This is a genomic window from Bacillus sp. EB V-12 (assembly GCF_056158125.1).
In genome coordinates this window covers 127,839-148,822 of the sequence record NZ_JBUXJL010000001.1, presented here as the reverse complement: position 1 = coordinate 148,822, position 20,984 = coordinate 127,839, and the positions used below count along the sequence as shown (strand labels likewise).

At 35.2% G+C, this 20,984-nt stretch carries 20 protein-coding genes and 1 other annotated feature; of the genes, 4 read left to right on the top strand and 16 right to left on the bottom strand.

The genetic code is table 11. From position 1 onward, the window contains the following. Positions 1-116: 116 nt before the first annotated feature. Both ACZDYH_RS00785 and ACZDYH_RS00780 read right to left on the bottom strand, forming a co-directional pair. Positions 117-1,052, bottom strand: a complete 936-nt coding sequence (locus ACZDYH_RS00785) for a HAMP domain-containing histidine kinase (protein ID WP_166694770.1) — start codon at positions 1,050-1,052, stop codon at positions 117-119. Between the two features lies 1 nt (position 1,053). Then, positions 1,054-1,746 (bottom strand): response regulator transcription factor, encoded by a 693-nt coding sequence (locus tag ACZDYH_RS00780; RefSeq protein ID WP_000018056.1) that lies wholly within the window; start codon positions 1,744-1,746, stop codon positions 1,054-1,056. 168 nt (positions 1,747-1,914) lie between these two features. Here ACZDYH_RS00780 and ACZDYH_RS00775 point away from each other — a divergent pair, with 168 nt between their 5' ends. After that, the gene (locus tag ACZDYH_RS00775; RefSeq protein ID WP_001293578.1) at positions 1,915-2,088 is read left to right on the top strand and encodes a hypothetical protein; all 174 of its coding nucleotides are present in this window, start codon (positions 1,915-1,917) and stop codon (positions 2,086-2,088) included. Further along, on the top strand, positions 2,089-2,283 hold the full coding sequence (locus ACZDYH_RS00770; protein ID WP_001014310.1) for a YwbE family protein: 195 nt from the start codon (positions 2,089-2,091) through the stop codon (positions 2,281-2,283). Between the two features lie 38 nt (positions 2,284-2,321). On the opposite strand, the gene ACZDYH_RS00765 is transcribed toward ACZDYH_RS00770, so the two are convergent. After that, positions 2,322-3,521, bottom strand: a complete 1,200-nt coding sequence (locus tag ACZDYH_RS00765; RefSeq protein WP_025690701.1) for a class I SAM-dependent rRNA methyltransferase — start codon at positions 3,519-3,521, stop codon at positions 2,322-2,324. 295 nt (positions 3,522-3,816) lie between these two features. Between ACZDYH_RS00765 and isdG the strand changes: the two genes are divergently transcribed. Continuing rightward, positions 3,817-4,140 (top strand): heme oxygenase, encoded by a 324-nt coding sequence (gene isdG, locus ACZDYH_RS00760; protein ID WP_000587818.1) that lies wholly within the window; start codon positions 3,817-3,819, stop codon positions 4,138-4,140. A gap of 72 nt (positions 4,141-4,212) precedes the next feature. On the opposite strand, the gene srtB is transcribed toward isdG, so the two are convergent. From srtB to zapA, 13 genes are all read right to left on the bottom strand, one after another. Continuing rightward, positions 4,213-4,977, bottom strand: coding sequence for a class B sortase (srtB, locus tag ACZDYH_RS00755; protein WP_001086120.1), 765 nt, complete (start codon positions 4,975-4,977; stop codon positions 4,213-4,215). Between the two features lie 32 nt (positions 4,978-5,009). Further along, positions 5,010-5,780 (bottom strand): ABC transporter ATP-binding protein, encoded by a 771-nt coding sequence (locus tag ACZDYH_RS00750; RefSeq protein ID WP_000403758.1) that lies wholly within the window; start codon positions 5,778-5,780, stop codon positions 5,010-5,012. Further along, complete coding sequence (locus ACZDYH_RS00745; protein ID WP_001036848.1) at positions 5,770-6,753, bottom strand: FecCD family ABC transporter permease; 984 nt, start codon at positions 6,751-6,753, stop codon at positions 5,770-5,772. Before ACZDYH_RS00745 ends, ACZDYH_RS00750 begins: the two co-directional genes overlap by 11 nt. Positions 6,754-6,780: 27 nt before the next feature. Then, the gene (gene isdE, locus ACZDYH_RS00740; RefSeq protein WP_002098036.1) at positions 6,781-7,662 is read right to left on the bottom strand and encodes a heme ABC transporter substrate-binding protein IsdE; all 882 of its coding nucleotides are present in this window, start codon (positions 7,660-7,662) and stop codon (positions 6,781-6,783) included. Between the two features lie 69 nt (positions 7,663-7,731). After that, complete coding sequence (locus ACZDYH_RS00735; protein ID WP_434712855.1) at positions 7,732-10,638, bottom strand: NEAT domain-containing protein; 2,907 nt, start codon at positions 10,636-10,638, stop codon at positions 7,732-7,734. Positions 10,639-10,662: 24 nt separating this feature from the next. Then, entirely contained in the window at positions 10,663-11,121 is a 459-nt protein-coding gene (locus ACZDYH_RS00730) for an NEAT domain-containing protein (protein ID WP_000476164.1), read from the bottom strand. 23 nt (positions 11,122-11,144) lie between these two features. Next, entirely contained in the window at positions 11,145-11,858 is a 714-nt protein-coding gene (isdC, locus tag ACZDYH_RS00725) for a heme uptake protein IsdC (RefSeq protein WP_000757953.1), read from the bottom strand. A gap of 396 nt (positions 11,859-12,254) precedes the next feature. After that, positions 12,255-13,580 carry a branched-chain amino acid transport system II carrier protein BrnQ6 gene (brnQ6, locus tag ACZDYH_RS00720; RefSeq protein WP_434712858.1) on the bottom strand — a complete coding sequence of 442 codons (1,326 nt, stop codon included), beginning with the start codon at positions 13,578-13,580 and terminating at the stop codon, positions 12,255-12,257. A gap of 115 nt (positions 13,581-13,695) precedes the next feature. Beyond that, positions 13,696-13,951, bottom strand: a binding site (T-box leader). Between the two features lie 107 nt (positions 13,952-14,058). Beyond that, positions 14,059-14,748, bottom strand: a complete 690-nt coding sequence (locus ACZDYH_RS00715) for a 23S rRNA pseudouridine(2604) synthase RluF (protein WP_102956010.1) — start codon at positions 14,746-14,748, stop codon at positions 14,059-14,061. Positions 14,749-14,943: 195 nt separating this feature from the next. Continuing rightward, positions 14,944-17,304, bottom strand: a complete 2,361-nt coding sequence (locus tag ACZDYH_RS00710) for an endonuclease MutS2 (protein ID WP_000893713.1) — start codon at positions 17,302-17,304, stop codon at positions 14,944-14,946. A gap of 19 nt (positions 17,305-17,323) precedes the next feature. After that, the gene (polX, locus tag ACZDYH_RS00705; protein ID WP_000867532.1) at positions 17,324-19,042 is read right to left on the bottom strand and encodes a DNA polymerase/3'-5' exonuclease PolX; all 1,719 of its coding nucleotides are present in this window, start codon (positions 19,040-19,042) and stop codon (positions 17,324-17,326) included. A 55-nt stretch (positions 19,043-19,097) separates the two neighbouring features. Next, positions 19,098-19,637: a CvpA family protein gene (locus ACZDYH_RS00700; protein WP_000565408.1), complete on the bottom strand. Its 540-nt coding sequence runs from the start codon at positions 19,635-19,637 to the stop codon at positions 19,098-19,100. Position 19,638: 1 nt separating this feature from the next. Beyond that, entirely contained in the window at positions 19,639-19,908 is a 270-nt protein-coding gene (gene zapA / locus ACZDYH_RS00695; protein WP_000082701.1) for a cell division protein ZapA, read from the bottom strand. Positions 19,909-20,032: 124 nt separating this feature from the next. Between zapA and rnhC the strand changes: the two genes are divergently transcribed. Further along, on the top strand, positions 20,033-20,968 hold the full coding sequence (rnhC, locus tag ACZDYH_RS00690; RefSeq protein ID WP_434712861.1) for a ribonuclease HIII: 936 nt from the start codon (positions 20,033-20,035) through the stop codon (positions 20,966-20,968). Positions 20,969-20,984 lie beyond the last annotated feature (16 nt).

The following is a 20,984-nucleotide window of genomic DNA, read 5'->3' as shown; positions in this document are numbered from 1 at the left end:
CCTTTCGCAATACTCTATATTTCTATAATAGACAACGGAAATCTCTTTTTTCTTACCCGTTTCTTACAAATTCCTTACGCTGAAAAAAAAGCTTGTAGAATCTACTTCTCTACAAGCTAAAACTGCATCTTTTTTAATGCAACTGTAAAAATTGTTTTTTCATACGGCTTACTAGAAAGATGAATTTTTCCATCCATCGCTTCCACAAGCCTTTTCGTAATCGTTAACCCTAAACCGCTCCCTTGGTACAATCTATTTCTTGAATCTTCAAGTGTGTACATACGCTCGAACACTTTATCAATATGCGATTCATCAATTCCTTTTCCTGTATCCCATACGTCTATATACACATTCGTTTCATCATCTCTTAACGTCATACCAAGTGTCTTTCCATCGTCTCCATATGTAATCGCATTTGATATTAAATTGTTCAATACCCTGCCTAATACTTCTACATTTCCAAGTGCATATATATTTCTTTCCGGTATATCAATATGAACATGAAAACCTTTCGATGTTACTAAATCATAAAAAGATAAAATCTTCTCACGACAAACCTCATTCATATTTACTTTTGTCATCTCGATTGCCTTGTCACCAGATTCTAGTTTTGCTAAATCAAAAAACTTATGAATCAGTTCCATTACTTCTAGTGTTTTCACATGCACCTTTTCAAGTAATATTTGCTGTTCTTCTTTATTCATCGTTTTGTCCTTATTTAACATTTCTATATATCCAAGAATAACTGTTAGTGGCGTCTTTAAATCATGTGAAATATTTGAAAGCATTTTTCTCATCGAAATTTCTACTTTTGCATGATCTGCATTCGTTTTCTGTTTTGCATCTAATAATTGATTAATTGCCACTAATAATTTTTGCAATTCTAGATCATCTGTCATAACGAGTAACTTCTCGCCCGTTTGTACATTTACAATATTTTCTAACTTTTCATATGTGTATCGTAAATTTTTACTACTATTTTTTCTCATTTTATATTGTATGTAAATGACACATAACAATATAAAAATAATACTTATTAACAAATTGACCATATTACATCACTTCCAACTTATAGCCGATACCCCATAACGTTTTAATATATTCTGGATTAGATGGATCACTTTCGATTTTCTCACGCAATCTTCTCATATGAACATTAATAACGTTATCGTCACCGTAATACTCTTCGTTCCAAATTAGTGTATATATTTGTGCTTTTGTAAATACACGATTTTGATTCTTTACAAACAATTTTAGAATCTCAAATTCTTTTAAAGTAAGTTTGAGAGGCTTCCCGTTTTTTTCTACAGTAAAATTAATTGGATCAATCGTTAAATCACCAATTTGAATCATCTTTTCTGTTGTTTCTGTAGCCGAATATTTCGTAGATCTTCGAATACCTGCCTTTACACGTGCAGCTAATTCAATCATAGAAAATGGCTTACAAATGTAATCATCTGCTCCAAGTCCTAATCCAACAGCTTTATCAACATCTGTATCTTTTGCCGACATCATTAAAATCGGAACAGCACTTTTTTCTCGAATGATTCGTACAACCTCTAAGCCATCTAGCTTCGGCATCATAATGTCGAGGATAATCAAATCAAATGAACCTTTTAAATATGTGTTCACGCCTTCTTCTCCATCAGACGCAATTGTTACTTGAAAGCCCTCTTTTATCAAATACTTTTCCACCATCTCTTGAATTGAGAGATCATCTTCAACTAATAAAATATGATGTGACATATGTCTATCCCCTTTTTACAAACGTTAACAACTCAATTGTATCGTAACTACTACAGACTGGAAACAAATATATGAATTTTCAAACCAACTTCCCTTCCTTCCTTAACAATGATATGATGAAATTCACTATGATTGTTCATAATTAACTTTATATAAAGGAGACTTATCATGTCAGAAAACAAAAAAGTAAGCTTAGCTGATTTAATGCGTGAACAACTTGCTAAGAAAAAGCAAGGAAATGGAAATGGTCAAAATGCAAAAAATCAAAGCCAAGAAACAAAAAAACTACAAAATCAACAAACGAAAAAGACAAACAACCAACGTAGACGTACAGGTGTGTAAATGAACGGACAAAAACGTTCTAATATCGCACCCGGTCTTGAAGTTGATATTGTATTAAAACAAGATCAACGAACAGGTAAATTAACACGTGGCATTGTAAAAGATATTTTAACAAACTCCCCTTCCCATCCGCATGGCATTAAAGTGCGATTGCAGGACGGACAAGTCGGTAGAGTACAAAATATCGTTCAATAAGAAAAGGAGCTCAAGTAAACTCGAGCTCCTTTTCTTTATTAACCTTTAATTTTCTCGATGAAAACTACTTTTAAATAGTCTCCTTCTTTAAATTGATCAATGGTACGGAAATCTTCTGGTAAAGAATGTTCTTCTAATATTTTATATTTGCCATTCATTTCTTTAAAGGCTGTATCGATAAAGCCTTTAAACTTTTTCATATCGAATGCGCTACAATTTGTAGAAGCAACGATAATTCCGTTATTTTCTGTAATGGCAATTGTTTCTTTTAATAAGTTTTTATAATCTTTCGCTGCACTAAATGTATATTTTTTTGATCGGGCGAAGCTTGGAGGATCAAGTACGACCATATCAAATTTCATCTTTTTCTTAGCTGCATATTTGAAGTAAAGAAATACATCTTCTACAATAATATCTTGTGCTTCATAATCAACTTCATTTACACTAAACTGCTCAATCGTTTTACTTAAACTACGATTTGCAAGGTCAACACTCGTCGTTTTACTCGCTCCGCCAAGCGCTGCAAATACAGAGAAAGCACCTGTATAAGAGAACATATTTAACACTGTTCTTCCCTTTGCATATTTATCACGAATTTGTTTTCGAACGTTACGTTGATCTAAAAATACACCAACCATTGCCCCATCATTTAAATAAACCGCAAAGTTTACACCGTTCTCTTTTACGATAATCGGGAACTCACCGCGCTCTCCTGCTACGAAATCATCGCCTTCAATGTATTTCCCTTTCGTATCAAAACGCTTTTTCTCATAAATACCTTTAAAGTTTGCTACTTTTTGAAGAGCGGCTATAATCTCATCTCTGAAAGTGTAAATCCCTTCACTATACCAACTTACTACGTAGTAGCCATCATAATAATCGATAATTAGTCCTCCAAGACCATCACCTTCACCATTCACCACACGGAATGCTGTCGTATCACTTGATTTGTAAAATTGCTTTCGTTTATGTAAGGCAGATTTGATTTTACTTTCAAAGAAAGATTGATTAATTTGTTCACTCTCTTTTCTCGTTAAAATCCAGCCATATCCTTTATTTTGTTTTCCATAATAGCCTTTTCCGATAAATTGGTTCTTCTCATCTACTACTTTGATGATTGTTCCTTCTTCCTGAACATCATTTAAATTTTGAATCGCATCTTTTAAAATAAGCGGATATCCACTTTTAATTTCTTTTATAAATTTCGGTTTTATTTTTACTGTTACTTCTGATCGCATATAATAACTTCCTTTCCATTTGCATGCTTTCTCTACAGGAAGCATTTAAAAAACGAGACTGAAAAAACAGCCTCGTTTCACTATACCATATTATTGCTTTGCTAGTACAACTAGCTCATTCTCGCACTTAATCGCCACATATTTACTACGTTTTGAAATGAAAATCTCACTGTCCAAAATAATAGAAAAAAACTTATATATTTCACATTTATCATTGACAATGATAATGATTTTCATTATCATTTAATGTATATGAGTTCTTGAAAATATAGCTACATTTATAGGAGGAATAAACATGATTATTGTTACAAATACAGCTAAAATTACAAAGGGAAATGGACATAAATTAATTGAGCGTTTTAATAAAGTAGGTAAAGTTGAAACGATGCCAGGCTTTTTAGGTCTAGAAGTTCTTTTAACGCAAAATACAGTTGATTATGATGAAGTAACAATTAGCACTCGCTGGAATGCAAAAGAAGATTTCCAAGGTTGGACAAAGAGCGCTGCATTTAAAGATGCTCACTCACATCAAGGCGGAATGCCAGAATATATTCTTGATAATAAAATTGCTTACTATGATGTAAAAGTTGTACGTATGCCAATGGCTGCAGCACAGTAAAAACAGTCCTTTTTTAAAGTATAGAATATGAGAAGCGTTATCTATCACTTCTCATATTCTATACTTTTTTCTTTAATTTCTTTTTACTAATTTTGCGTGTACAACTAGCCTTCCAGCCTCTGGATCAAGCGCATAATCACAAGTAGAAAGTGTTACGATTTCATCATTAGCCGTCAATTCCGTATCCGTTTTGTACAGTGATTTTTCTTGAATTTCCTTTAAGAACGATGTATATGCTGCATCATTTTCAAAATCCGTTTCAATGTAATAAAAGTCCGTTGTTGTCGTGTATACTGAAAAAACTTCAACGTCGTATCCTTCAAATAATGTATCGTAATATAATTTACGATGAGACATAAAAAAGTCTTCATCCAACATCTTTTTTAAACTACCAAACATAGAACCGTCTTTCATACGATGGCCATATAAAATCGTATTTCGATTTTGAGATTTCACATCATTACGATGGTCCATAAAAATGCTTCCCGCTCTCATATCTTCACCTTTATAATTACGAAATAAATAGTAATCATTATCTTTTGCTTGAACGATTGGATAATTAATTTGTGTATCATCCATCGTAATCCATCCGACTATCTCTGGATTAATTTTCTGGAGATCCTGAAACTGTTTACGTACCTCTCCATCTTCTGATTTTTCTTCCATTGGACTTCTTTTATAAATATGTTGTGCCTCAGCCATTACTTTACGATTTTCATAATAATCCATGAAAATCCCGCCCAACTCATAAATTGAATAGAAAAAGATTCCTAAAAACACAATTGTAAGTATGCGTTGAAAAAAAGAATTCTTTTTCCGTCCTTTCTTACTATTCAAATTATCACCTCAAAACGGATTATGCTCAGCCTTTAGATTCCCATAGGTACCATGTACAATCCGGTATCTTCATCCTGCTTTACAATGACATCTACACCATATATTGCTTTAACCATTTCTTCTGTTATTACATCATTAGGAATACCTTTCGTAATGATTTCTCCATCTTTCATAACGATAATATGGTCGCTATAACGAATGGCTTGATTAATATCATGTAATACCATTACAATCGTTAGTCCATGCACTTCATTTAACTCTTTCACTAACTCTAATATTTCTAACTGATAGTAAATATCTAAATATGTGGTCGGTTCATCTAAGAAGAGCATTGGTGTATTTTGAGCTAATGTCATCGCGATCCAAACTCGCTGCCTCTCTCCACCAGATAAAGCATAAATTGGCTTATCACGCTTACTTTGTAAATTCGTACATACTAGTGCACGCTCAATCGCTTCTCTATCTTCATCTGTTTGCGGAGAGAATATATTTTTATATGGCATACGCCCGAAGCTTATTAGCTTTTCCACTGTAATATCTGCTGGAGCCTCATTTTGTTGATGGACAACCGCTAGCTTTCTAGCAAACTCTTTCGGTTTATATTCACCAATCGCTTTCCCATCAAGTATTACTTCTCCACTGCTAGGAGCGTGGTTTCTAGACATGACACTAAGTAATGTTGATTTCCCACATCCATTCGGTCCAATGATTGTTGTAATTTTCCCAATTTCTATTTCACTACTAACAGACTTTAAACGATTTGTTACGTTATCGTATGAAAAGGTTACATTTTTAATTTCCATGAACTTTATCACTCTTTCTAAGCAAAAATATTAAGAATGGACCACCAATAACCGCCATAATTGTTGCTGCTGGAATTTCGTTAGGTGGCACAATTAACCTTCCAATCGTATCTGCCGTCAAAATTAATAACGCCCCTGCAAGAGCAGAAAATGGAATTAATACTTTATGGTCTGAACCGACTAATTGTCTTGAAATATGCGGAACTAGTAATCCTACAAAAGCAATAACACCTGCAATCGCTGTTGATACTGCCGCTAAGAGTACTGCAATGGCAGAAATAATAAGACGAACTCTCGTCACGTGCAAGCCTAAGTTTTTCGCAGTCTTATCTTGTAGCGATAATAAGTTACACCAAGCTCCTACGAACAGAGCAAGAATAAGACCAATCGTTCCATAAGTCACCATTATTTCTACATCGCCCCACGTCTTCATTGTTATGTTAGAAGTCGTCGTTTGCTTAATACTCTTAATAAAATATCCACAAATCGTAACGAATGATTCATTTAATCCAGTAAACATTGCATTAATGGCAATACCAATTAAAATAATGCGAAGCGGGCTTAATCCTGATTTCCATGAAAACGAATAAACGAGATAACATGCAAGCGCACCACCTAAAAAGGCGAATACAGGTGTCCAGAAAAAGAATTGCGGGAACAACGTAATAATAACGAGTGTCATAAAACTTGCTCCTGAAGATATACCGATTACCCCAGCATCAGCGAGTGGATTTTTCATAACAGCTTGAAAAAGCACACCTGAAACAGCGAGAGCCGCTCCAGTGAACAACGCAATAATAATACGCGGAAAACGTAAATCTTTAATGACTTCAACATCTTCATTTCCACCTGTAAATATCCCTTGTACAAGTTCAACAATACCTACTTCTAAACTACCTTTCATCGCTGACAATGATGTCATAACAATAAGCAATGCAGTAACAATGAGGAAACTCCAAGTTTTTTTATTCATTCTACTCTTCCTTTATATTAAAATGCATCACGGATACATCATTTTTTTCAATTCATCTAACGCTTCAATTGCTGCTAAATTGCCTGTCGTTCCAAATAAACGCTCTTCTAAATCGTAAACACGGTTATTTTTAACCGCAGCAAAGTGTTTCCAAATATCATTTGTTTTAAATTCTTTATCAAACATTTTTACAACTTCATCAGGCATACCATGAGCTGCTCGTAAAATAATATCTGGATCAGCTTTCTTTAAATACTCTGTATTAGAAGCTAAATATTCTACTTGTTCACCTTGCACAATATTTTTACCACCTAGTTGTTTCACTAAATCTCCAATATAAGAATGCTCTGTTGCTACTAAATAACTTCCCGGCACACCTAATAAAATAAGCACTGTCGGTTCTTTCTTTCCTTTTACTTCTTTTTGAATGCTAGCAACCTTTTTATCTAATTTAGTTACTACTGCTTCGGCCTGTTTTTCACGCCCATATTTCTTACCTAAATCGCTAATAGAACTTTGCATATTTTTCAAACTCGTTAAATCTAAAAAGTTTGCTTTCATACCCACACCATCAAAAACCGGCTTTAATTCATATTCAAGTGTTGTCACAGATAACACTTCTGAAGGCTTTAATGACTTTACCTTTTCCATATCTGGACTCATTGGATTCCCAACTTCAGGTAAACCTTTATATCGCTTCGGTAAAGTTTTAGAGCTTGTTGGAACGCCAACTAAATCTACTTCTAACGCATCCATAATTTCAGTAACAGCCACTGTTGTTGCAACAACGCGCTCTTTACTTTCACTCTTTACCTGCTTTGCTGATTCTTTTTTTGGTGATGAGCACCCGGCTATACTCATTAACAAAATGATAGCCATTAGTACACTTGCAATTTTCTTCACTCTCAATCACCACTCCTTTCCATACAATATGAAACAAGTCTTGATACACGCGAATATGCATCAAGACTCCAAAAATTACAATCTACCTGCTCTATATTTACGAACTAGTAAAGCAAGTGAACCTAGCAGTAACACCATGTATAAACCAAGTTGTGCTGTATCTGCAGTTTTTGAATTTTTCTCTTTTTTTGAATCATTTTTTGTATCTTCTTTTTTCTTCTGACCATCTGCATTTCGGTTAAAATCAGGAGTACCTACTGTTTTTACATTATCTACTTTCGGTGTAGTCACTGGATTTTTCGGTTCCTCTTTAAGAGTTCCTAACGCGCCGATATTATTTGTATCAAATTGAATTTGTACATCGTAGAAATGATGGTAGTTCATCTCATCGATGTCTACCTTTACTTTTGCGTTTAATTTTTTAAATAGATCTTCTACTTCAAACTGTACTACTCGCGTATTTGCATTTTTATCTTCGCTTACTACTTTCGCATCAGCGAATAGTTCCTTGTTTTCCGTTTGGAATTTCGTAATCCACGCACTATTTTTCAGCACCATCTCAATATATTTTTTACCATCTTTTACGATTAATTTCGCTGGATTTACAACATAGTCATGCATCTTTGAAATCTCATCTGTTTTATCTTTTAATACTTTAAATGTAATATCATATTGGCCATCTACTAAATTTTTCGGATCAACTATTACTCTCGGTTTATTATTTTCACCTTGGTTATTGTTTCCACCTTGGTTGTCGTTTCCACCTTGGTTGTTGTTTCCGCCTTGGTTGTCGTTTCCGCCTTGGTTGTTGTTTCCGCCTTGGTTGTCGTTTCCGTCTTGGTTGTTGTTTCCGCCTTGGTTGTTGTTTCCGCCTTGGTTGTTGTTTCCGCCTTGGGTCCCTAAAGCTTTAATACTGTCTTGATCAAATACAAATTGAACATCATAGACATGGTGATAATTCATTGAATCAATATCTACTTTTACTTTTGCATTTAATTTTTTAGACAAATCGTTTACTTCTACTTCTACTACTCTTGTATTTTGTTCTTTATTTTCACTTAACACTTTTGCATTAACGAAAGAACCATTTTTCTCAAATTCAAATTTCGTAATCCATGTACTATTTGTTAATGTAAACGATACGTATTTCTTACCATCTTTTACTTTTAATACACCTGGGCTTTTTGTGTATGTGTTCATCATTGAGATTTCATCTGTTTGATCTTTTAACACTTTAAAGCCAATGCTGTATTCACCATCTTTAAGAGCTTTTGGATCAATTGTTGTGTTATTATCTTGGTTGTTGTTTTCACCTTGGTTGGTGTTTTCACCTTGGTTGGTGTTTTCACCTTGGTTGGTGTTTCCACCTTGGTTGGTGTTTTCACCTTGGTTGGTGTTTCCACCTTGGTTGGTGTTTCCACCTTGGTTGGTGTTTTCACCTTGGTTGGTGTTTCCACCTTGGTTGGTGTTTTCACCTTGGTTGGTGTTTCCACCTTGGTTGGTGTTTCCACCTTGGTTGGTGTTTCCACCTTGGTTGGTGTTTTCACCTTGGTTATCTAACGGCTTAATGCTACCTTTATCAAATGCAAATTGAATATCGTAAAAATGGTGATAATTCATTGAATCGATATCTACTTTTACTTTTGCATTTAACTTTTTCGATAAATCTGGTACTTCTACTTCCACTACGCGTGTATCAGTTTTTTTATCTTCACTTATTACATTTGCATCAACAAACGAACTATTTTTCTCAAATTCAAATTTTGTAATCCAAGAACTGTTCGTTAACGTAAATGATACATACTTCTTACCATCTTTTACTTTTAGCACACCTGGACTTTTTGTATATGTGTTCATCATTGAAATTTCGTCTGTTTGATCTTTTAATGCCTTAAAATTGATGCTGTATTCACCATCTTTAATTGTTTCAGCATCTGGTTTTTCTACTTCTGGTTTTTCTACTTCTGGTTTTTCTGCTTCCGGTTTTTCTGCTTCCGGTTTTTCTACTTCTGGTTGTTTCTCTTCATTTTTAATTTGTTCAAGTTTATCTTGTTCAAATAAAAGTTGTACATCATGCATTTGCTTATAATTTCTTGATGCCATTTCGATAAATACTTTTGTATTTAGTTTTTTAGATAAATCGTTTACTTCAAACTCTACTACTCTTGTATCTTTTTCCTTATCCTCACTCACTACTTTTGCATCAACAAATGCGCCATCTTTTTCCGTTTGGAAATTTTTAATTAATGAGCTACTTTTTAGTGTTACAATTGCTTTTTTCTTACCGTTTTCTACTTTTAATACTCCTGGATTTACCATGTAACTATTCATCTTAGATTCTTCATCTGTTTGATCTTTTAACACTTTAAATGGAATGCTGTACGCACCATCTGTAATTGTGTTAGAATTTGGTTGTTGATCTGGGTCAGGCTTTTGGTCGGGCTTCTGACCTGGATCGGTAGTTTCATTTGGATCTGGCTTATTAGCTGGGTCCTCTTTTTCATTTGGTTTTTCTACATGAATTGGTGTAATGCTATTTTGATCAAATGCAATACGAACGTCGTACTCATGATGATAATTTAAAAAATCAATATCTACTTTTACTTTTGCATTTAATACCTTCTCTACATCTTCTACATCAAATTCTACTACTCTTGTATCTTTGTCTTTATCTTCACTAATTACATTTGTCGCAACTAGCTTACCTGCTTTTTCTGTTTCAAATTTCGTAATCCATGAACTATTTGTTAATGTAAAGGATACTTTCTTTTTCCCATCCTTCACTTTTAAAGTTCCCGGACTTACTGAATATTGATTCATCATCGATTCTTCATCTGATGTATCTTTTAAAACTTTGAAGCCAATTGAATATTCACCGTCAGCCAACTTGGTAGCTGCTTGAACTGCAAGTGGTTGTAATGTTGATACGAATGTAAATATCATTAAAAACATAGCAACAATAATTTTTGTATACCTGTTCAATGGAACGACTCTCCCTTTTGAAAATTATTTAATACTGTTCCCATCAAATACAAAGCGAATATCATACGAAGCATTATAATTAATAATTGGAATATTAATTTTCACCTTGCCATTTAGTTTTTTTGACAAGTCAGCAACTTCAAATTCTACAACTCTAGTATTATCTTTTTTGTTTTCACTTAACACGGTTGTTTCTACAAATTGACCATCTTTTTCTACTTGGAAACTTTTAATAGAAGCACTATCTTTCACTTTAAATGAAACATATTGTTTTCCATTTTTAACTGTTAATGTTGCTGGGCTTTCAAAATAACTATTCATTCTAGACGATTCATCTTTATCGCCTTTCCATACAGTAAAAGCAATATTATATTTTCCATCAGCTAGTTTTGTAGCAGCCTTTGCATCTTGTAAACCTAGTGTTGCGATAAATGTAAATAAAACAGCAAATACGGCAATAATCATTTTAAATTGTTTAAACATATATTCATCACCCTTCAAAAGATTTATTTACTCAATTTCACTTTACGAATTAAGAAAGCACCTGAAATAAGAATTAACGCTGCAAACAATCCAATACGTGCTTCATCGCCTGTTTTTGGGTTATCTGTTTTTTCAGCTTTTCCATTTTCATTTTTTGTTTCTTTATTCACTTCTTTAGCTGTTTCCTTACTCTCTACTTTTGTTTTCTCTTCTTTTACTTGTGTATCTGTTTTCGCTTGATCATTATTTTTTGTTGTAGCAGCTACGCCATTATCGCCACCTACAGCTTTTACATTTGCATCAAAAGCAAAACGAATTGTGTAGTGGTGGTCATAGTTTGCACTTGGTACAACAACATGAATTTTTACAGCTGCCGGTTTGGATAAATCATCTACTTTAAACTCTACTGTTCTTTTATCTGCCGATTCATCTTTACTAACAACTTTCGCATCAACAAAATTCCCGTTCTCTGGTGCTTTAAATTCTGTAATCCAAGCACTATGATTCATCGGAACTTGTACTCTCATCTCACCGTTTTTCACTATTAATTTTGCCGGCTTTTCAAAATAGTCATTTGCCATTGAAGCTGAATCATTTTCCGCTTTTTGAATTACGTAATTAATATCGTAAGTACCATCAGCTAGTTTTGCTGAAGCATTCCCGTATGGCATTACAAGAAAAGCTAGCATACATACGAACGTTATAATAAAAGCGGGTAATACAGAAACCTTTTTCATTTTTCTTGTTTCCTCCTTGGTTATCTTTCATTTCACTTTTTCTGAAAATGATAATTATTCTCAATTCATAAGAAAAAAATAATCTCTTCTACCTATTATTTAATTAGCATTCTTTTATGTAACATAAGCGTTATTGATTATCATTCTCAATGTAAGTCAAAAAAAATAAACTTTCTCTTCTCCTCTTCTTTCACCTCTTCCCATAACAACACTATAGTTATAGAAACCCCGTTTCCCTCACTTCCCTTCCAATATTTCCACAACTAAGTCAATCTTAGCCTACTCATAAATTTTTTGTCAACTATATTACGTATAAAATTTTTAATATCTAAATTTCTCTATATGCGGCTTTTTTTACAAAAAAAGAGACTTTCTATTATAGAAAGCCTCTTTTCTCTATTTTTCTACAGCAATTTCCTGCTTTTGAAACTTAGAAACTATATAACCAAATCCTATACCGATTATGCCTGGAACTAACCAACCAATTCCTACACTATATAATGGAATCTTATCTAAAATAGGTGCTAGCGCTGCAATTTGAAGGTTTGCATTGTGTAATCCATCAAAGAAACTTATTGCAAATGCTCCTACAATCCCGCCCATATACATCGCTAATGGAAGACGAACGTAGTTTTCAACAAGTGATAATACGATAAGTACGATTCCAATTGGATAAATTGCGATTAAGATTGGTAATGCTAATGCATTTAACTGAGTTAACCCAAGGTTTGCTACCATAAATGCTAATACACAGAAAATGAAAACGACTTTTTGATAAGAAAGCTTTGGTAATAAGGAAGAGAAGTAATCACCACAAGCTGCAACAATACCTACAGAAGTTGTTAAACATGCTGCTGTAATTGCGATCCCTAGTAATAAAGTTCCGTAGCTACCAAATAAATGATTCACGACATTTGTTAAAATAATTCCTCCGTTTGCGCCCATTCCAAGTGACACACTAGAAGCTCCAAGATAAGCAAGTGCTAAATACACAAGTAGTAGACCAAGCGCTGCAATAAATCCTGCAAAGATTGTTACTTTTGCAATACTGTTTTTATTTGTAATTCCTTTTTCTTTTAACGCATGAATTACAACATTTCCGAATACCAGTGCTGCAAGTCCATCTAAAGTTAAATATCCATCAATAAATCCTTTAAAGAGAGGAGCACTATACGCTTCTGTCGGTGCACCAAATTCTCCAATTGGTGTAATAAGTGCTTTACCTACGATAATTGCAATAACAGCTAATAATATTGGAGTTAGCACCTTACCAATACGACCCACTAATTTCGAAGGATTTAAAGCTAAATAGAAAGTGACTGCAAAGAAAATAAGTGTAAAGATAACAAGTGGATATGACTGACCAGCTATCTCACTTGGTAAAAACGGTGCAACACTCATCTCATAAGCTACTGTTCCTGTACGCGGTACACTTACGAATACGCCTAAACATAAATAAATTGCAGTGATAAAAACAAGTGCGAATATAGGATGTACACGTCCTGCTAGCTCATTAATATCTCCCTTTAAAGCTATAACAATTACTCCTAATAAAGGTAGTCCAACGCCTGTTACGATAAAACCAAACAGCGCGATCCATACGTCCGTTCCAGCACCTTGCCCTAACGCTGGTGGAAAAATCATATTACCTGCACCAAAAAACAGTGCAAATAACATTAAACTTATTGCAAACATCTCCGAAAACTTTAAAGATGATTTCATTTCTACTAACCTCCTAAAATAATAAATTAACAAAATATTCTGAATTAAAATCCGTCACATATCCTCTTTCAAGCATACTTCCCCGTAAAAGAACGCAAAAAACACCCGTCCCTAACAAAGGGACGAGTGTTGAAATCGTGGTTCCACCCTTATTCTAATAAAATGAATTCATAACGAAATAAGCTCATTTTATAGCTCGTGTAAATTGATAACGGTTTTATCCGCCAAGAATTACAATGCATCATGTATGCAGTTCACTCTTGAAGTTTAGAGGTGGTAAGCTTGTCTTTTCGTATTAGGAAGCTCACAGCCTAAGGCTTCCCTCTCTGAGAATCGTAAAATACAACTCATGTCCTCATCATTACTTTTATAAAATATCTTGTCGAAACTTGTTGTTTTTTATTATATGGGCTATTTTTTAAAAAATCAATAGTTTTATTTTTTCTGACAAAAAATATAGGGAGAAAATTTTTCCTCCCTATAACTGCCCTATTAAAATTTCTAACTCTTCAGCTGTAACGCTCCGCCACTTTCCAACTTCAAGCTCATTTAGCTCTATATTCATAATGCGTACTCGCTTTAGCTTTATTACAGTAAATCCGAAAGCACGACTCATTCTACGAATTTGCCTGTTCATTCCTTGCGTTAAAACGATACGAAATGTTGATTGATCGACTCTTGTCACTTTGCACGGCTTCGTCATTCCATCTTTAATCTTTACACCGCTGGACATCTCATTAATAAACCAGTCCGTAAAAGGTTTATCGACTGTGACAACATATTCTTTCTCGTGCTCATGATCACCGTGTAAAATTTGATTCGCAATGCCGCCGTCATTCGTTAATAAGATAAGTCCTTCCGATGCTTTATCTAATCGCCCAACTGGAAAGATTCGCTCTGGGTAATTGATATAATCAATAATATTATCTTCAATATGATCGGCTGCTGTACAAGTAATTCCGACTGGTTTATGGAATGCGATATACACCTTTTCTTTCTCTTCTTTCGCAATAACCTGTCCATCAATCGTTACAACATCACCATCGCTCACAAGTGCACCGTGCGTACATATTTCGCCATTAATAGCCACGCGTCCAGCTTTAATAAGGCGGTCTGTTTCACGTCTTGAGCATGATTTTGCTTCGCTTATGTATTGGTTGATTTTCATGTTCTATTCCTTTTCACATATATTAAAAGCGTCAATCTATGGCAATATCATTCTGCCACGATTGACGCTTTTTCACTTCGCAAAAACAACTAAATAAATAACCCCAATCACCAAAAATATTCCACAACAAGCTAACAATACTTTTGCAAGTTTGTCCATAAACATATAATGGTTTCCCCTTTGTTTCGTTGTTTTCTATTTTAATTCGACAACTGTTACGCCTAGGCCTCCCTCGCCCATGTCACCGTAACGGAAGGTTTTTACACCGCGATGCTTCTTCAAGTAATCTTGTACACCTTGGCGAAGTGCTCCTGTCCCTTTACCGTGAATGATTGATACGCGAGGATAGCTTGCAAGCTGGGCATCGTCTAAGTATTTCTCAACGCGCGCCATTGCATTTTCAAATCGTTCACCACGAAGGTCAAGTTCTAATGAAACATGATAGTCTCTACCTTTTACCGTTGCAACTGCTTTTTTCTCTGTTTGCTTCGGTGTGTTAATGTATTCCATATTAGATTCTTTCACTTTCATCTTCAGAATACCGATTTGTACGCTCCACTCTGTATCGCTTACTTTTTCAAGTAGTTGACCTTTTTGACCGAACGTTAATACTTTCACTTCATCACCTGCACGTAACTGTTGTTTCGGTGCAGTATTTTTCACATTTACTTTTTGTTTCTTAACAAGCTCTGGCGCTGCGCCTTCTAGACGACTCTTCGCTTCAATTAGCTCGTGGTCTTTCACATTTGCAAGCTGTGCTTTACGCAATTGACGAAGTTCTTGAATAATGCCTTCTGCTTCTTTCTTTGCAGCTTCGACTTTTTCTTCCCCTTCTTTTTGCGCTTTTAATAATCGTTCGTCGCGATCTTCGTTAAATTCAATAATTTGACGTTGCAACTCACGATGAAGTTTCTCAGATTGTTTGCGAAGCGCTTCTGCTTCGTTCCAGTCACGCTCTGCGTTCTTCTGGCTTTCTTCTAACTTCGCAATCATATTTTCAATTTTATTCGTATCTGTACTAATGTGGTTACGTGCTTGGTCAATGACGCGATCAGATAATCCAAGACGTTTCGAAATTTCAAAGGCATTACTACGTCCTGGTACACCGATTAATAATTTATACGTTGGGCTTAACGTGTTCACATCAAACTCAACACTCGCATTAATAACTTGTTCACGGTTATATCCGTATGCTTTTAATTCTGGATAATGCGTCGTTGCAACAACGCGAGCACCGCGATTACATACTTCATCTAAAATTGAAATGGCAAGTGCAGCCCCTTCTTGTGGGTCTGTTCCAGCACCTAATTCATCGAATAAAACTAAGCTTTCAAAATCAGCTTTTTCTAAAATATCAACGATGTTCACCATATGTGAGGAGAACGTACTTAAACTCTGTTCAATCGATTGCTCATCACCGATATCAGCAAAGATATTTTTGAATACACAAATCTCTGACTCATCCATTACTGGAATGTGAAGGCCAGATTGCGCCATTAACACACAAATACCAACTGTTTTCAGCGTAACTGTTTTACCACCTGTATTCGGTCCTGTAATAACAATTGTCGTGAAATCTTTCCCTAACATAATGTTATTTGGCACGATTATTTCTGGATCGATTAGCGGATGTCGAGCTTGTCTTAAATCCATATAACGCTCGTTATTTACGATTGGTTTCGTTGCTTTAATTCGTTTCGCATAAAAAGCTTTCGCAAAGATAAAATCAAGATTTGCAACTACTTCTACGTTTGATAAAACGATATCGGCTTCTACTGCTACTTCTTCTGTTAACATTAATAAGATGCGTTCAATTTCTTGTTTTTCTTTCACTCGTGCTTCTTGTAGTGCATTATTTAATTCTACAATTACTTGTGGTTCAATAAATAACGTTTGTCCAGAAGCAGATTGATCGTGAACAATACCGCCATATACGCCGCGGTATTCTTGTTTTACTGGGATTACGTAACGTTCGTTACGAATCGTTACAATCGAGTCAGACAGCATCTTTTGCGCGTTTGAAGAACGTGTCATATTTTCTAGCTTTTCACGAATACGGCTTTCCGCAGTACGAATTTGAGTACGAATACCACGCAGTTTATCACTTGCGCTATCGACTACTTCACCGCCGTCACCGATGCAATTTGTAATTTTCTTTTCTAAATCGTATAAAGATACAATTTGAGCGACGTGAGTTTCTAAAATCGGAAGCTCGACACCGTTATCGGCCATATCTTCAATGAAGCGTTTCATATTACGACTACCATACATCGTATTTGCAATATCAAGTAATTCATTTGGACTTAACATACTCCCAATTTTTGCACGCTTCACATTTGAGCGAATATCCGTAATACCACCTAATGGTGCACTACCTTTTAAACGAATAACTTTCGCTGCTTCATCCGTTGTATCTTGCATTTCTACAATTTCTTCAAAATCAGTGCTCGGCACTAAATGCTTCACTTTGTCACGACCAAGTGAAGATGCTGTATGTTCAAGTAATTGTTCTTTTACTTTATTGTATTCTAATACACGCAACGTTCTTTCTAACATGTTGCAGGTCCCCCTTGTATTACTTATTACGTTTAATATAGTCTAATAAACGTTCAATATCCCACGTGTTAATCACGTTATCTTTTTGAATCCAACCTTTACGTGCTGCTGCTACACCTGTTTCCATATCTTCTAACATTTCAAGCGTATGAGCATCCGTATTAATCGCTACTTTCACACCAGCATCTTGTGCTTGTTTTAATAATTTCGCGCTTAAATCTAGACGGTTCGGATTCGCATTTAATTCTAAAACTGTATTTGTCTCTTTTGCTAGTTCAATTAATAAATCTGTATCTACATCATAACCCTCACGACGCCCGAGAAGACGTCCTGTAGGATGGGCAATCATTGTGACATGTTTATTCTCAAGTGCAGTACGTAGACGCTTCATAATCGTTTCACGGTCTTGTGAGAAGCTAGAGTGAATCGCTCCAATGACATAATCTAATTCTGCTAATACTTCATCATCAAAATCAAGCGAGGCATCTGGTAAAATGTCCATTTCAATTCCGCGTAAAATTGTAATGTCTGGATACTTTTCATTCATACGTTCAATTTCTTTCGCTTGCTCACGAAGACGCTCTTTCGTTAAACCGTTCGCCACTTTCAAATATTGCGAGTGATCAGTAATCGCCATAAACTTATATCCACGAGCACGGCACGCTTGTACCATTTCTTCAATAGAAAAAGCACCGTCACTCCAAGTTGTATGCATATGTAAATCACCTTGTATATCGGAAAACTGAATTAAGTTCGGATACTCTTTAATTAATTCAATTTCTTTTCCATCTTCACGCACTTCTGGCGGAATAAATGGCAAACCGAAATGAGCAAAGAAGTCTTCTTCCGTCTCAAATGTTTTCACTTCACCTGTTTCCAAGTTCTCTACACCGTACTCACTAATTTTCTCGCCTTTATCTTTTGCGATTTGACGCATTTTTACATTATGGTCTTTTGATCCTGTGAAATGGTGAAGAGTTGTAATAAACTCTTCTGGTTTTACTAAACGGAAATCAATTGAAATATCATATTCATATTGAAGACGGACAGAAACTTTCGTATCTCCACTTGCTATTACTTCAATCATATTATCAAATTGTAGTAAATGCTCACGTACCGCTGCTGGTTCTGTCGTTGCAATGATAAAATCTAAATCTTTCACTGTTTCACGAACACGGCGCAAACTACCAGCGCGAGAGAAACGAATTACTTCAGCAATATTCGACAATTTCTCCTCTATTTCCCCGGCAATAGGCAATACCATCGCAATTGGTAAACGCTCTGGACGAGAGCCTACTTGATCGATTGCTTCTAATATTTTCTCTTCTGTCTTCTTACCGAAACCTGCTAAAGCTTGTACTTTATTTTCCTCACAAACAGCTTTTAGCGATTCCATATCAACAACACCAAGTTCTTTATATAACTTAGCTACCTTCTTACCACCAAGTCCTGGTAGTTTTAATAACGGCAATAAGCTACTTGGTACTTCTTTTTCAAGTTCTTGTAATACTTCAGATGTTCCCGATTCTATATATTCTTGAATAACGGCTGCTGTTCCTTTTCCGATGCCTGGAATCTTTGTGAAATCTTCAATTTCAGAAAGACTACGATCATCACTTTCTAACGCTGCTGCCGCTTTACGAAATGCAGATATTTTAAATGGATTCGCGCCCTTTAATTCCATAAAAAGCCCGATTGTCTCTAATAATTTGATCACTTGTTTTTTATTTACTTTCATCATTGTCCCGCCTTTCTTTCATAGAAAAAAACTTCTCTTTCCGAAAAAAGAGAAGTTATACTCTGCTACCTGTCTGCCATAGTTCCTTCACCTTTTCAGAGAGAATCGGTGTATCGTCTACAATTATTTTGCTAATTGATGATTGTTGTAATGGTGTTTGTAATTGTTCAATCGGAAGAATGTTCCCAATGATAATTAAGACAAACAAAATAATATATACTTCTAAAAATCCGAGGATTGCCCCCGCAAACGCATTTACTTGCTTTAAAACCGGTATTTCTGCAAACATATTTAACAAATTACCAAGTAATGAAAGTGCAATTTTAGTGATAATAAACAATATGATAAACGCAAGCGCTTGATAAAATACTGTCTCAATATTATTTGCATCAATCCATTCTGGAACAGATACGTTTTTATCAAATGGATACGGAATAAATTTCGCAAGTGCTGGCGCTAAATCTTTACAGTACCAGTATGCAACAAGGTATGCGATAATAAAGCTTGTTAACTTTACAAGTTGCAGAATAAACCCTCTGCGTAAGCCGAGGAAAAATCCCATAACAAGCAGTAAAATGATAATAATATCAATCATGTTATTCCATTCCTTTTTTTGTCATACTTTCTTTCAATTTCTCATGTTCTTCTTTTAATTTTATGTAATCGTGTATGACGTTTACCGCCGTCAATACCGCTAGTCTACTCGTGTCAAGCGAAGGATTCTTGGCATTGAGTTCGCGCATTTTATCATCCACAATCGCTGCTACCATGCGGATATGACTTGTACTTTCATCGCCAACAACTGAATATTGCTGACCATAGATTTCTACATTAATTCGACTTTTCTTTCCCTTTTGTTGTGACAACTCACCGGCCTCCAATCACGTACAGAATCCTAAAGTTTATCATACCATGAACCTTCATAATATGGAAACAGAAAGAACAATCCGATATGATAAAAATAACAATATAAAAAAAGGGGCGACCATTATGTCAAATTCTATCGTAATTCAAACAAATTCTACAGTAATTGAAGACATGAAACAACAATATAAACATTCGCTTAGCTCAAAAACTCCGCAAGGCGGAATCTTCATGGCAAAGGTACCATCTTGCACGATTACAGCGTATAAATCTGGAAAAGTAATGTTCCAAGGAGGCCGCGCTGAAGCAGAAGCTGCCCGTTGGCAAACTGTCTTCCAAACTCCAAAAACAGCTGTAAAAAAATCTGTCGATTCACACCGTTATGCACCGCCTGCTTCCATCGGTACAATGTCTATCGTAGGGTCAGATGAAGTGGGTACTGGTGATTTCTTCGGGCCGATGACAGTCGTTGCTGTATATGTGGATGCGAAGCAAATTCCACTACTAAAAGAACTTGGTGTAAAAGACTCTAAAAACTTAAATGACGAACAAATTACTGCCATTGCGAAACAACTTCTTCACGTTGTTCCTTACAGCTCTCTCGTTCTTCATAACGAAAAATATAACGAGCTATTTGATAAAGGAAACAACCAAGGTAAACTAAAAGCTTTGCTACATAATAAAGCTATTACAAACTTATTAGCTAAAATGGCACCTACAAAACCTGAAGGCGTCTTAATCGACCAATTCACACAGCCTGATACATACTACAAATATTTAGCAAAACAAAAACAGGTACAACGTGAAAATGTTTACTTCGCAACGAAAGGCGAAAGCGTCCATTTAGCAGTAGCCGCCGCCTCCATTTTAGCTCGTTACTCATTCGTAAAACAATTTAACGAACTAAGTAAAAAAGCTGGTATGCCGCTGCCAAAAGGTGCCGGTAAACAAGTTGATATCGCCGCTGCTAAATTAATTCAAAAGCTTGGTAAAGAACGATTACCTGAGTTTGTGAAACTGCATTTCGCTAATACAGAGAAGGCATTTCGCTTATTAAAATAGTATCGACAAAAACAGG

What these genes read in the sequence shown, in the direction of transcription:
- ACZDYH_RS00785 (WP_166694770.1), bottom strand. Translation starts at nt 1,052, where the DNA reads ATGGTCAATTTGTTAATAAGTATTATTTTTATATTGTTATGTGTCATT.
- ACZDYH_RS00780 (WP_000018056.1), bottom strand. Translation starts at nt 1,746, where the DNA reads ATGTCACATCATATTTTATTAGTTGAAGATGATCTCTCAATTCAAGAG.
- ACZDYH_RS00775 (WP_001293578.1), top strand. Translation starts at nt 1,915, where the DNA reads ATGTCAGAAAACAAAAAAGTAAGCTTAGCTGATTTAATGCGTGAACAA.
- ACZDYH_RS00770 (WP_001014310.1), top strand. Translation starts at nt 2,089, where the DNA reads ATGAACGGACAAAAACGTTCTAATATCGCACCCGGTCTTGAAGTTGAT.
- ACZDYH_RS00765 (WP_025690701.1), bottom strand. Translation starts at nt 3,521, where the DNA reads ATGCGATCAGAAGTAACAGTAAAAATAAAACCGAAATTTATAAAAGAA.
- isdG (WP_000587818.1), top strand. Translation starts at nt 3,817, where the DNA reads ATGATTATTGTTACAAATACAGCTAAAATTACAAAGGGAAATGGACAT.
- ACZDYH_RS00750 (WP_000403758.1), bottom strand. Translation starts at nt 5,780, where the DNA reads ATGGAAATTAAAAATGTAACCTTTTCATACGATAACGTAACAAATCGT.
- ACZDYH_RS00745 (WP_001036848.1), bottom strand. Translation starts at nt 6,753, where the DNA reads ATGAATAAAAAAACTTGGAGTTTCCTCATTGTTACTGCATTGCTTATT.
- ACZDYH_RS00730 (WP_000476164.1), bottom strand. Translation starts at nt 11,121, where the DNA reads ATGTTTAAACAATTTAAAATGATTATTGCCGTATTTGCTGTTTTATTT.
- isdC (WP_000757953.1), bottom strand. Translation starts at nt 11,858, where the DNA reads ATGAAAAAGGTTTCTGTATTACCCGCTTTTATTATAACGTTCGTATGT.
- brnQ6 (WP_434712858.1), bottom strand. Translation starts at nt 13,580, where the DNA reads ATGAAATCATCTTTAAAGTTTTCGGAGATGTTTGCAATAAGTTTAATG.
- ACZDYH_RS00715 (WP_102956010.1), bottom strand. Translation starts at nt 14,748, where the DNA reads ATGAAAATCAACCAATACATAAGCGAAGCAAAATCATGCTCAAGACGT.
- ACZDYH_RS00710 (WP_000893713.1), bottom strand. Translation starts at nt 17,304, where the DNA reads ATGTTAGAAAGAACGTTGCGTGTATTAGAATACAATAAAGTAAAAGAA.
- polX (WP_000867532.1), bottom strand. Translation starts at nt 19,042, where the DNA reads ATGAAAGTAAATAAAAAACAAGTGATCAAATTATTAGAGACAATCGGG.
- ACZDYH_RS00700 (WP_000565408.1), bottom strand. Translation starts at nt 19,637, where the DNA reads ATGATTGATATTATTATCATTTTACTGCTTGTTATGGGATTTTTCCTC.
- rnhC (WP_434712861.1), top strand. Translation starts at nt 20,033, where the DNA reads ATGTCAAATTCTATCGTAATTCAAACAAATTCTACAGTAATTGAAGAC.